Raw genomic sequence first — 12,005 nt, 5'->3', positions numbered from 1 at the left:
GCTTTGGTGGTTGCTGTCTTGGGAGGTGCTGCTAAACTTTTTGGTTTTTTCCCCAATCCCTAAAAGTGGCTCCTAGAAAAGGTTACAGCCTTTAGGATTCTAATAAATGGCTATCAAAAACTCAAAAATCTATAGGAGTATAGCAAAATGTCTAACGAAACCGTCACCTATTCCCTAGAGTCCGTCCTGACCAGGATTGAGAGTAAAATCGACTCCCTTGAAAAACGGATGGATGAGAAAATCGACTCCCTTGAAAAACGGATGGATGAGAAAATCGACTCCCTTGAAAAACGGATGGATGAGAGATTTGACAAGGTAGATGAGAGATTTGACAAGGTGGAGGACCGGTTGACGAAACTGGAGATAGGCCAAGCTGATTTAAAAGGCGATATTAAAGTATTAGACGAGAAAATCGAGGGATTAACGGTACGGGTTGCTTATCAGGAATTTACCAACCGGGGGATTCTGATAGCTTTGGTGGTTGCTGTCTTGGGAGGTGCTGCTAAACTTTTTGGTTTTTTCCCCAATCCCTAGAACTGTCCCCTAGAAACGGTTACAGCCCTTAGGATTATAATAAATGGCTATCAAAAACCCGAAAATCTATAGGAGTATAGCAAATATGTCTAACGAAACTGTAACTTATTCCCTAGAAGCTGTCCTAACCAGAATTGAGAGTAAAATCGACTCTCTGGAAAAACGGATGAATGAGAGATTTGACAAGGTAGAGGACCGGCTAACCAAAGTAGAAATCGGACAGGCCGAACTCAAAGCAGAGTTAAAAGGCGATATTAAAGTATTAGACGAGAAAATCGAGGGGTTAACGGTACGGGTTGGTTATCAGGAATTTACCAACCGGGGGATTTTGATAGCTTTGGTGGTTGCTGTCTTGGGAGGTGGCGCTAAACTTTTCGGTTTTTTCCCCAATCCCTAGAAGTGGCTTCTAGAAACAGCCTCCCCCACTTCCCCAAAAAAAATTTTTCCAAGGGTGATAGGTTTTCTGAAACAGGTGGGTAAGTTGTTCATAGAGAACAAAAAACACTTACCAAAGGATATACCCATGAACTCCACCTTCAAATTCAAACTCATCCAAGCTCTCAACAAAAAGAACGGTAACAAAGGTTTCACCCTCATCGAACTCCTAGTTGTCGTTATCATCATCGGTGTACTCGCCGCCATCGCTCTCCCCAACCTCCTCAATCAGGTAGCTAAAGGCAGACAAGCGGAAGCTCGCAACAACCTCGGTACCATTAACCGCGCTCAACAGGCTTACCGCTTAGAAACTGGTACTTTTGGAACATTCTCCACTGGGACTGCCAACGTGTTGCCCGTATCTATACAAGCTCAATACTACGATTACCCCGATTCTGTTACTCCTACTACCACCAGTTCTGTAAATAATGCTAACGCTATCTCCACCTACAATAACGATATTCGCGACTACTCTGCTGCAGTAAATCAAAGCACCTCTGGTGCTTTCAGTGCAATCATCTGTGAAGCAGCTGCGCCTACTACTTCAGCATTAGCAGCAACAAATGCTACTACCTGCACTTCTGGTAACAAATTGCAGTAGATATTCTTCCCAGATTGCTTAAAGGCTTTCTGGCATAACAACCAAAAATTGATACTCTAGCGGAAGGTGGCAGGGAAATGTTCTCTTTGAAACCTTGCGCTTTTGATTTTTTTCGGGAAGTGGGGGAAGTGGGGGAAGTGGGGAAGTGGGGAAGTGGGGAAGTGGGGAAGTGGGGGAATGGGGAAGTGGGGAAGTGGGGGAAGTGGGGGAATTTCAACTAAAACCCCAACACCCCAACACCCCAACACCCCAAAACCCCAACACCCCCCGCAACGCCCACGCAGTGACCACCCCAACACCCCAACACCCAAAATATAGTCAATATTGCCAGGGCCTAACTATGAAATACCTTCTTTTTTCAGCAATCAAATCACAGGGAAAAAAAGCGAGGGGTTTTACTTTAATAGAATTGTTAGTAGTGGTGATTTTATTGGGGGTTCTCGCTGCCATCAGTTTACCGAGTCTCTTAGGACAAATCGCCAAAGGTAGGCAAGCAGAAGCTCGCGCAGCACTGGGATTGATCAATCGCGCCCAACAGGGTTATCGTTATGAAAAAGGGACTTTTGCTACTTTATCTGAACTAGCTCTGGAAGCTGCCACTATTTCCCTAAAATCCTATAATATCAGCGAAGTAGGACCTCCCAATGCTTTTGGAGCCGCCTATGAATTGGATGCAGTGCCTGAATTTGATGACGATATTAAAAATTATGCTGGAGCGGCTGGACAAACGGCAGCCGGGGCCTATACTGGTATTGTTTGTGAGGATGAAACTCCTTTGGAAGATAATGTTTCTACCAGTAATTCCGCCGGCGAGCTTGATTGTGTTGATGGCATTAAAATTAATTAAAATAACCCCAAAAATCTTTTATTTTTGTTGATAAGTAAATGGTTATAATTATGAAGGGCGTGATTTGTAGGTTAATTCATCGTAGGGTTAATTCATGAATTAACCCTACCATCGCGGTTGATTCATGAATTAACCCTACTTATTAAGGGGGGATAAAGGGGAGATCCCCCCGCCTATCGGCACCCCCCTTATCAAGGGGGGCAGGGGGGATAAAGGGAAGATCCCCCCGCCTATCGGCACCCCCCTTATCAAGGGGGGCAGGGGGGATAAAGGGGAGATCCCCCCGCCTATCGGCACCCCCCTTATCAAGGGGGGCAGGGGGGATCGAACCTAAAATCCATGTTTTAATTTAATTAAAACCAGCTACTTACGTTACTGATTATTGACTTTTATTTAAAGCTATGGTAGGCGCAAAAAAATCTCTCAATCTATCCTTACTTAAAACTCTGGGTTTAGTCGCCGTCATCGGTGGACTAATCATGGCTATTGTGGAAATGCAACAGGAAAAGGTGAAAACCTTGACCAAAGAAAAGTTATTAGATAGAAATTATCGTCAAGAGTCTCGCCTAGAAAATGCTCAGGTTGAGTTATTAAAAAATATACCAGCTTTTGGCTTTGACAATATGTTAGCCAATTGGTCAATGTTGCAGTTTATACAATACTATGGCGATGGGGATGCTCGTAGGGAAACTGGTTACGGTTTAAGTCCCGATTTTATGGAAATTGTCACCAAAAATGACCCCAAATTTGTCCGCGCCTATTTGATGATGTCTGTCGCTTCTTCCCTGAATGCCGGTAAACCCGAAAGAACGATTGAGATTATGAATAAAGGTTTATCAAAACTCACTCCTGATGTTACCGATGCCTATTTTATTTGGTTATATAAAGGAGTGGATGAACTATTATTTTTAGGTGATATTCCCGCGGCGAAAAAATCCTATCAAATGGCCGCCGATTGGGCGAAAATTGCTGGTAATGAATTTATCGAAAAATCCGCTAGGGGAACAGTAAAATTTTTAGAAACTAATCCCGATAGTCGCGCTCCTAGAGTCGGTGCTTGGATGTTAGTCTGGATAAATAGCAAAGATGAAGAAACCCGCAGGTTAGCTAAGGAAAATATCGAAAAATTGGGCGGTAAATTGGTGATTAATAATAATCAAGTGATGGCAATTCCCCCAAAAGATTAGGGTGTGACCTATTTTTCATACTCCCAAAACTTATGATTTAATAAACCATCAATATCCTCAGCAAAGGGACAAACATCGGGAAAATTAGAGTCCGGATAATCCTCTTTCACCGCTTCTAAAGCTTCTCGATAACATTCTTCTAAAATCTCTATCATAAACCTTTTCAAACTAGGAGAATACTTAAATTCCTTCTTCAACTCCTTGCGAAAATTTCTAATTTCAATTTCCCACCCCCGATAACAATCGGGAAGAACCACATAACAACGTTTTAATAAATGTTCTAATAAACGAGTTAAAAAATTATCGACCGCTTTGCGTTGACTTTTCCCCAAAGATTCCACCTCCTCGATCAAATTCTCTAAATCAACTTGAGATAAATCCCCAGATTTTAATTGTTTGACGGTTGCTTCTATCCACAAAGCAAAATCTTGATTATAAAGATTTTTTACCTTGGCTAAAGTCATCATTTTTCTCCTTGTTAAACTTAAATTAATTTCTTGAAAATCACACTAAGTCTGGTTATTAAAGACTGATTATTTATTCCCCCTATTGCAAGAGTGCCTCTACTCAACGGATTTATTATCAGAGTTTAACTTTCCCAAAACTTATGATTTAATAAGCCATCAATATCCTTAGAAAAAGGACAAACATCGGGAAAACTAACATCGTATTCAATTCGCATATTCTCCACCGCTTCCTGATAACAATCATCATAAATATCGGTTAAAAAACTGCATAAACTAGGGGAATCTTTCAGGATATCTTTTAACTTAGATTGACAGCGTTTAATTGTTACTTTCCAACCTCGATAACAGTTGTAAAAATGAAGATAACGCCGTTTTAAACCGTGTTCAAATAATGTAATTAAACGGTTTTTAAGTTCTCTTTTATCTCGTCTTCCCAAAGATTCCACCTCCTCGATCAAATTCTCTAAATCAACTTGAGATAAATCCCCAGATTTTAATTGTTTGACCGTCTTCTCTATCCACAAAGCAAAATCTTGATCATAAGGATTTTTTACCTTGGCTAAAGTCATAATTTTGACCTACTCTGTTGACTAATTACCTTTATTTTACCGAAACTTCGCCAACAATTTAAGTCTGAATTGGCGCTTACTTAAAACTTGCATTAAAAGTCGCTCGGTTTGGGTGCATCTCACATTTTCGGAAATACCGATAATCAGCAATTATCAGTCACTCTTAAACTGCTACAAATGTATGAACAGCCGCGTGTAAGCATCCCACCGAAAAGCTAATGCGCGAGGGGTTTGGGGACGGCGCTTGCGTCCCCAACGGGGGGTTTGGGGGGTAGAACCCCCCAAAAGACTGGATTGATGACACAAACCTAAAAAGCACAGTTTTTAAACTGCACCGATCGAGGGATAATATAACCTTGATATTGACAATGGCGACTATGAAAATTTTAATTATGGGTGGAACCCGATTTATCGGTGTTTCTTTGACTAAAGTGTTAGTAGAACAGGGTCATGAGGTAGTATTATTCAATCGTGGCAATAAACCCGCTCCGGTTGCTGGAGTACGACAGATTCACGGCGATCGCACTGATCCAGCGCAACTGAAAGAAAAGCTTAAAAATGAAAGTTTTGAGGCAATTTTCGATAATAATGGCAGAGAATTAAGTGATACTCAGCCCCTCGTCCAGATTTTTAGGGAAAGAATCGGGCATTTTGTCTATGTTAGCTCGGCGGGGGTTTATCTAAAATCCGACCAAATGCCCCATAAAGAAGGGGATAAACTAGATCCCAAAAGTCGCCACAAGGGAAAACACGAGACAGAAAACTATTTAAGCGAGATGGGTTTACCCTGGACTTCTATCCGTCCGGTTTATATCTACGGACCGGGTAACTATAATGACCTAGAAGCTTGGTTTTTTGACCGTTTGGTTCGTAATCGTCCTATTCCTATACCCGGTCATGGGGAACATTTTACCCAATTTGGTCACGTTGTCGATCTGGCCCGAGCCATGGCCGCAGTATTGGGTAATTCTCAGGCTATCGGTCAAGTGTATAATATTTCTGGCGATCGCTATGTAACTTTTAACGGTTTAGCAAAAGCTTGCGCGGCAGCCATGGGGAAAAATGCCGAGGAAATCGAGATTGTTAACTATAACCCCAAAAAATTTGACTTCGGCAAAAAGAAACCTTTCCCCCTGCGGGTTCAACATTTTTACGCTGATATTAATAAGGCCACCCGGGAGTTAAACTGGCAGCCTGAATATGATCTCGTCAGTGGTTTAACAGACTCCTTCCAGAATGATTATCTCGCTGCCGGTCGCGATCAGCAAGAAATAGACTTGGCGATCGATGACCAGATCTTGGCAAACCAATAAAATTAATTTTCTGGTGGGGAGTTTTTTACTGATAACTGATAACTGATAACTGATAACTGATAACTGATGCAGCTTTAACCAGTTATTGGACATTCCACCAACCGAAGGCCGGCCCGACAAAGCGAATAACTACCCAAACCCCAGCTAAAACTCCTATACCAATCCAGGCACCCCTAGTGGTTAACTTGTAAGCTTGGGATGCTTGACTTTTGGTAATCGGTAGCCAAGGCAGGATGTTTTCTTCCTGTCCATACTTATCACCCAGGGCCGATTGACGACGTTTTGATTCACCCATACTAATGTCAGTTATTAAGAGGTTTTTCTCTGATTGTATATCGAAAGACAACCGCCTACACTCACTCCCAGTCCGTGAAGGAGGGCGATCGAAACTGACGGCTGATGACCGACTATTATAGAATTAAAGGTTGCGACTGAAACGAGAATAATAATTATGGCAACCATTAACAGTAATTACTTAAAACTAAAAGCGGGTTATCTTTTCCCAGAAATTGCCCGACGAGTCCAAGCTTTTGCGGCAGCCAATCCCGATGCTAATATTATCCGTCTGGGGATTGGGGATGTCACCGAACCTTTGCCCCTAGCTTGTCGCGAGGCAATGATCAAAGCGGTGGAGGAAATGGGCGATCGCTCTAGCTTTAAGGGTTACGGGCCCGAACAGGGTTATGCTTGGTTCAGGGAGAAAATCGCCGTCAATGATTTTCAGGCTCGCGGTTGTGAGATAAGTGCCGATGAAATCTTTATTTCCGACGGTTCTAAGTGCGATACGGGCAATATTCTCGATATTTTTGGAGATAATAACTCGATCGCTGTTACTGACCCAGTATATCCCGTTTACGTTGATACTAATGTTATGGCCGGACACACGGGAGAGGCCAACGACCGCGGCGAATACGAGGGCTTGATTTATCTGCCAATTACCGCCGAAAATAACTTTACTGCCCAGATTCCGGCGGAAAAAGTCGATTTAATCTATCTCTGTTTTCCCAACAATCCCACCGGGGCCACGGCTACCAAAGAACACTTGACAGCTTGGGTTAATTATGCTAGGGCTAACGGATCGATTATCTTTTTTGATGCGGCCTACGAGGCCTTTATCACCGATGCCAGTTTACCCCATTCCATCTACGAAATCGAGGGGGCGCGGCAATGTGCGATCGAATTTCGCTCTTTTTCTAAAAATGCTGGTTTTACTGGGACCCGTTGCGCTTTAACCGTGGTTCCCCAAAGTCTCACGGCCAAAGCGGCCGACGGCAGCGATGTGCAACTCTGGAAACTGTGGAATCGTCGGCAATCGACCAAATTTAACGGCGTTTCCTACATTGTCCAACGGGGGGCCGAGGCGGTTTATTCCCCGGAAGGACAAGCACAAGTACAAGAACTTGTCAAGTTTTATTTACAAAATGCAACAATTATCCGAGAAAAATTAACCGCTGCCGGTTTAGAAGTCCATGGCGGCGTAAATGCGCCCTACGTTTGGGTAAAAACGCCCCAAGGTCTATCGAGTTGGGATTTCTTCGATAAACTGCTACATACCTGCAATGTGGTGGGGACCCCCGGATCTGGCTTTGGGGCCGCCGGAGAGGGTTATTTCCGGCTGTCGGCTTTTAATAGTCGTGCCAACGTCGAGGCCGCTATGGAAAGAATTATCAGTAAATTTCCAGGCTAATGGTCAAAAGAGGGATGTTTGCGGAAGCATCCCCCAACAACCCCATCGGGAATTGATAGACTGTTGACACACCCAATTTTTCGGTAACTACTCACCGACAACGGCTCACCGATGCGACCCTTTTGGTTAGAATCCTTACAGGTAGAAAGATTAACGATCGCAATTGCTGGCCTACCGGCACATCTGCAAGGGATCAAGTTGGTGCAGTGGTCAGATCTGCACTGCGATGAACAGCATTTGCCTGTAGCTGTCCTGCAAGAAGCGATCGCCATTACTAATCAAGAAAAACCCGATCTCATCTTCCTGACGGGGGACTTTATTACCGATAGTCCCAGGCCAATTTTTGCCCTAGTTGATAGCATAAAAGCTCTCGAAAGTCAAGGGGGTATTTATGCTTGTTTAGGAAATCATGACAGTTATCCTCCCCACGCAAGGGAAACCGTCAGATCAGCCTTAACTAGCGTGGGAATTCGGGTACTCTGGAATGAAATCGCCACACCCTACGGCGAAAATTTTCCCATCGTCGGATTGGCCGATTATTGGTCCGGGGAATTTTTACCGCAAATCCTTGAGCAAATTGCTCCCGATATACCCAGACTTGTCCTTTCCCACAATCCCGATACAGCCATGGTTTTAAGGGATTGGCGCGTGGATTTGCAGTTATCCGGTCATACCCACGGAGGCCAAGTGACTATCCCGGGTATGGGTTCCCTACCGATAGTTTTAGAGAAACTTAGGCGATCGCTGCCGGAACCATATTGTCAATGGGTTCCCTTTCACCGGCAGTTTAGCAGAGTAGTCCGATACTGGCAATGGTCCGAGGGATTTCACCGAGTCGGGGAAAATCAATTATATGTCAATCGAGGCTTAGGAACCTATTTTCCCGGTCGTCTTTTTTGTCCCCCCGAAGTGACGGTAATTACGTTGATCAACAGCAGTCAGTAGTCAGGAGTCAGGAGCCGGTCGTCAGGAGATTATTTTTATTTATTCTCCCCATCACCCCACTTCCCCACTTCCCACTCCCCACTTCCCACTTCCCACTAAATAAATGACTGAGCAAGATACTGACTGGATAGGTTTGATGATCGGCAATTCTCGGCTACATTGGGGGTATTTTTGCGGTCAAACCCTGTTAGCTTGTCTCGATACTCCCCACCTGAACGAACCCCTAAGTAATGAATTTTTGCAACAAATTTTCCCTAAACTCTTGACAAATAAATGCAACTGTGCATTGATGGTCGCCTCCGTGGTTCCTAACCAAAGAGAATTATGGGCAAATTATGGCAATTTACGGAGAATTACTTTAAAAGATATTCCTTTACTGGATTTATATCCGACATTCGGCATCGATCGAGCTTTAGCTGTCTTAGGTGCTGGAGAAAAATACGGATTTCCCTGTTTAGTCATCGATGCGGGAACAGCCTTAACTTTTACGGGAGTGGATGGGGATAAAAAGCTAGTGGGGGGAGCAATTTTACCCGGGTTAAAGGTGCAATTAGCCAGTTTAAGGGAACGGACGGCAGCCTTACCAGAGGTGTCCTTACCGGAAAGATTACCGCAGATGTGGGCAAAAGAAACAGCAGAAGGGATAAGAAGTGGGATAATCTATACAATTTTGGCGGGAATAGAAAAATTCAGTCTGGAATGGTTAAATTTATATCCAGAGAGCGGGATAATTTTAACGGGGGGAGATGGGGACTTAATTAGGGATTACTGGCAAGAAAACGCCATTACATCACTCCTAGTGGATAAGACGATCATTTTTCAGGGAATTGCCGCAGTTAAGGGAATCTCCTCGGGTTTAATTGACAAAGGCGAACATATCTAGTAAAGTCGGGGAAAGTTTTCCCAACCTGGGAAATTTCTCAACAACTAGGCAAAAAATTCAGGATATAGTTATGGCGATCATTCTAGTAACTGGTTCTGCTGGTTTAATTGGTTCCGAATCAGTCAGGTTTTTTTGTGATCGGGGTTATACCGTCGTTGGCATCGATAATAATATGCGTCAGGTATTTTTTGGCGAAGACGCTTCAACGGAGTGGAATCGAGCCAAATTATCCCAAGATTACGGGGATAAATATATTCACCATGCTGTAGATATTCGGGATCATGAAGCTATTGCAGCTATATTTAAAACCTATAGTCATGATATATCCTTAATTATCCACACGGCGGCGCAACCTTCCCACGATTGGGCAGCAAAGGATCCCTATATGGATTTTAGTGTCAATGCTAACGGAACTTTAGTATTATTAGAAAATACTCGTCAACACTGTCCCCAAGCAGTATTTATTTTTTGTTCCACCAATAAAGTTTATGGGGATAGACCGAATGAATTGCCTTTAGTAGAAAAAGAATTACGTTGGGAAATCTCCGAAAATCATCCTTATTTTGCTCAAGGTATTGACGAGTTGATGAGTATTGATGCTTGTAAACATTCTTTGTTTGGTGCCTCGAAAGTGGCAGCGGATGTGTTAGTCCAGGAATACGGGCGTTATTTTGAGATGAAAACTGCCTCTTTTCGCGGCGGTTGTTTAACCGGTCCTAGTCATTCGGGAACCCAATTACACGGGTTTTTATCCTACTTGATGAAATGTACGATGATTGGCAAAGAATACAGTATTTATGGGTATAAGGGTAAGCAGGTACGCGATAACATTCATAGTTACGATCTCGTCAATGCTTTCTATCATTTTTATCAGACCCCGCGAGTAGCAGAAGTTTATAATATCGGTGGTAGTCGCTTTAGTAATTGTTCCATGTTAGAAGCTATTCAAGAATGTGAAGCGATTGCGGATAAAAAGTTAAACTGGCAGTATGTAGAGACTAATCGTATTGGTGATCATATCTGGTGGATTTCTGATGTGAGTAAGTTTAAAAATCATTATCCTGATTGGCAGTTAACCTACACAGTAACAGATATTCTCAAAGAGATTTTTAGTCAAAACGTTAGCCGTTGGTTATAGTAGAGCATTAGATTACTATGTCAAAACTACCTGGGTGTGTGCGTATATGCATTTAAAAAACTGGAGATGGTCAAATATGCTTGCTTCTAAATCATGGACTGAGAAAATATTGTTGTTAATTTTTACAGCTTGCTTAATCCATAGTTTTTGGGGGATTAGCAGAGGCTGGAATAATCCTTTGATAGATGCTCAGGCCTTTCGTCAAACTCAAACGGCCATCTCGGTCTTTTATTTACTCAAAGGTAGTCCTTGGTTGGCCTATGAAACCCCTGTTTTAGGAGTGCCTTGGTCAATTCCGATGGAATTTCCGCTCTATCAAGGAATAGTGGCAATTTTAGTGAAGCTATTCCAGACTCCCCTTGACCAAACTGGTAGATTTGTGAGTGCTTTTTTCTTTTATTTAAGTTTGATTCCTATATATGTAATCCTATCTTATTTACAAGTAGCGCGAGCTTTCCGTTGGCTGTTTTTGAGTTTATTTTTAGCCAGTCCCCTTTATCTGTTTTGGGCCAGAACATTCATGATTGAATCAACTGCCCTATTTTTCTCTTTAGCTTACCTTGCCTGTATTGCTGTTTATTTTCGCTATAAATCGCCAATTATTGCCTTATTAGCCTGTCTTTTTGGAATCGCTGCCAGTCTGACTAAAGTAACGACTATGGCTGGATTTTTAATTTTAGCTTGTGTCTGGATAGGTATTAATTGGGTTAAGAAAGACTCATCTCGTAACTTAGCGAAAGATTTATTGATACCGGTCGTTGTCTTTATCATCATACCCTTCCTTCTGGCAAAAATTTGGGTTAACTTTGCCGATGCCCAAAAGCTACTCAATCCCATGGCAGCAGATCTTATCACCTCGAAAGCTTTGAGAGATTGGAACTTTGGAACTATCGCTCAAAAATTATCTCGGTCAGAGTGGAGAAATTATCTAACTAGGACTCTAAATGACGTTTTTGGCGGATTGATAATCAGCGTTATGGCTTTAGTAATATTACCAATTTTCACCTCAAAAAAGTTACTAAGTTATGGCTTAAGTTTACTATTTATATTGACAGTTGCCATTTTTACCAATTTGCATTTTGTTCATAACTATTATCCCTATGCTAATGCTATCTTTCTCCTCGGTGCTTCTGGATTTACCATCATGGGGTTAATAGAGAAAAAACGGAAAATTTGGCAGTCTGTAGGCTGGTTTTTCCTGGCTTTAATTTTGTTATCACAACTGCAATTTTACCGAGCTTTCTGGTATCCGACAAAATTGCATGGTAAAATTTACTTAGAAATTGCCTCTCAAGTCCAAAGTATTACTTCTACTGAAGGTGTTTTGTTAATATACGGACGTGACTGGCATTCATTGATCCCTTACTACAGTCTACGTCGCGCCTTCATGATTTATAGT

At 42.5% G+C, this 12,005-nt stretch carries 15 protein-coding genes; 11 read left to right on the top strand and 4 right to left on the bottom strand.

What is annotated here, in order from left to right; translation table 11 throughout:
• The first annotated feature begins 147 nt into the window (after positions 1 to 147).
• The 3 genes from PX482_RS10255 (at position 148) to PX482_RS10245 (ending at position 1,570) form a co-directional block, all read left to right on the top strand.
• Positions 148 to 534 carry a DUF4164 domain-containing protein gene (locus PX482_RS10255; protein WP_288093452.1) on the top strand — a complete coding sequence of 129 codons (387 nt, stop codon included), beginning with the start codon at positions 148 to 150 and terminating at the stop codon, positions 532 to 534.
• Between the two features lie 85 nt (positions 535 to 619).
• Positions 620 to 931 carry a DUF4164 family protein gene (locus PX482_RS10250; protein ID WP_288093454.1) on the top strand — a complete coding sequence of 104 codons (312 nt, stop codon included), beginning with the start codon at positions 620 to 622 and terminating at the stop codon, positions 929 to 931.
• 126 nt (positions 932 to 1,057) lie between these two features.
• Complete coding sequence (locus PX482_RS10245) at positions 1,058 to 1,570, top strand: type IV pilin protein (RefSeq protein ID WP_288093456.1); 513 nt, start codon at positions 1,058 to 1,060, stop codon at positions 1,568 to 1,570.
• A gap of 56 nt (positions 1,571 to 1,626) precedes the next feature.
• On the opposite strand, the gene PX482_RS10240 is transcribed toward PX482_RS10245, so the two are convergent.
• On the bottom strand, positions 1,627 to 1,818 hold the full coding sequence (locus PX482_RS10240; protein ID WP_288122401.1) for a hypothetical protein: 192 nt from the start codon (positions 1,816 to 1,818) through the stop codon (positions 1,627 to 1,629).
• 92 nt (positions 1,819 to 1,910) lie between these two features.
• On the opposite strand from PX482_RS10240, the gene PX482_RS10235 reads away from it, so the two are divergent.
• Both PX482_RS10235 and PX482_RS10230 read left to right on the top strand, forming a co-directional pair.
• A complete protein-coding gene (locus tag PX482_RS10235; protein ID WP_288122399.1) occupies positions 1,911 to 2,417 on the top strand; it encodes a type IV pilin-like G/H family protein in 507 nt (168 codons plus the stop codon).
• A 401-nt stretch (positions 2,418 to 2,818) separates the two neighbouring features.
• Positions 2,819 to 3,604, top strand: coding sequence for a hypothetical protein (locus PX482_RS10230; protein WP_288093459.1), 786 nt, complete (start codon positions 2,819 to 2,821; stop codon positions 3,602 to 3,604).
• An 8-nt stretch (positions 3,605 to 3,612) separates the two neighbouring features.
• Here the strand turns inward: PX482_RS10230 and PX482_RS10225 are convergent, their stop codons facing one another.
• Positions 3,613 to 4,068 carry a DUF29 domain-containing protein gene (locus PX482_RS10225; RefSeq protein WP_288026886.1) on the bottom strand — a complete coding sequence of 152 codons (456 nt, stop codon included), beginning with the start codon at positions 4,066 to 4,068 and terminating at the stop codon, positions 3,613 to 3,615.
• Between the two features lie 125 nt (positions 4,069 to 4,193).
• Positions 4,194 to 4,640 (bottom strand): DUF29 domain-containing protein, encoded by a 447-nt coding sequence (locus tag PX482_RS10220; protein ID WP_288093460.1) that lies wholly within the window; start codon positions 4,638 to 4,640, stop codon positions 4,194 to 4,196.
• A 377-nt stretch (positions 4,641 to 5,017) separates the two neighbouring features.
• Between PX482_RS10220 and PX482_RS10215 the strand changes: the two genes are divergently transcribed.
• Positions 5,018 to 5,953 carry an NAD-dependent epimerase/dehydratase family protein gene (locus PX482_RS10215; protein WP_288093462.1) on the top strand — a complete coding sequence of 312 codons (936 nt, stop codon included), beginning with the start codon at positions 5,018 to 5,020 and terminating at the stop codon, positions 5,951 to 5,953.
• A gap of 82 nt (positions 5,954 to 6,035) precedes the next feature.
• On the opposite strand, the gene PX482_RS10210 is transcribed toward PX482_RS10215, so the two are convergent.
• Positions 6,036 to 6,248 carry a DUF2839 domain-containing protein gene (locus PX482_RS10210; RefSeq protein ID WP_002759416.1) on the bottom strand — a complete coding sequence of 71 codons (213 nt, stop codon included), beginning with the start codon at positions 6,246 to 6,248 and terminating at the stop codon, positions 6,036 to 6,038.
• Positions 6,249 to 6,404: 156 nt separating this feature from the next.
• Between PX482_RS10210 and PX482_RS10205 the strand changes: the two genes are divergently transcribed.
• The 5 genes from PX482_RS10205 to PX482_RS10185 all read left to right on the top strand — a co-directional run.
• Positions 6,405 to 7,640, top strand: coding sequence for an LL-diaminopimelate aminotransferase (locus PX482_RS10205; RefSeq protein ID WP_288122398.1), 1,236 nt, complete (start codon positions 6,405 to 6,407; stop codon positions 7,638 to 7,640).
• Between the two features lie 111 nt (positions 7,641 to 7,751).
• Positions 7,752 to 8,585: a metallophosphoesterase gene (locus PX482_RS10200; protein WP_288026892.1), complete on the top strand. Its 834-nt coding sequence runs from the start codon at positions 7,752 to 7,754 to the stop codon at positions 8,583 to 8,585.
• Positions 8,586 to 8,688: 103 nt separating this feature from the next.
• Complete coding sequence (locus tag PX482_RS10195; protein ID WP_288122396.1) at positions 8,689 to 9,468, top strand: pantothenate kinase; 780 nt, start codon at positions 8,689 to 8,691, stop codon at positions 9,466 to 9,468.
• 70 nt (positions 9,469 to 9,538) lie between these two features.
• Positions 9,539 to 10,606, top strand: a complete 1,068-nt coding sequence (locus PX482_RS10190; RefSeq protein ID WP_288093971.1) for an NAD-dependent epimerase/dehydratase family protein — start codon at positions 9,539 to 9,541, stop codon at positions 10,604 to 10,606.
• A gap of 76 nt (positions 10,607 to 10,682) precedes the next feature.
• The coding region (locus tag PX482_RS10185) for a glycosyltransferase family protein (protein ID WP_288122394.1) at positions 10,683 to 12,005 on the top strand (1,323 nt) is incomplete at its 3' end.

Origin of the sequence: Microcystis sp. M53602_WE12, from assembly GCF_030065455.1 — a bacterium.
GTDB classification, from domain to species: Bacteria; Cyanobacteriota; Cyanobacteriia; order Cyanobacteriales; family Microcystaceae; genus Microcystis; species Microcystis aeruginosa.
Note: the sequence above shows the minus strand (reverse complement) of the source record. Positions and strands in the feature narration are given on the sequence as shown.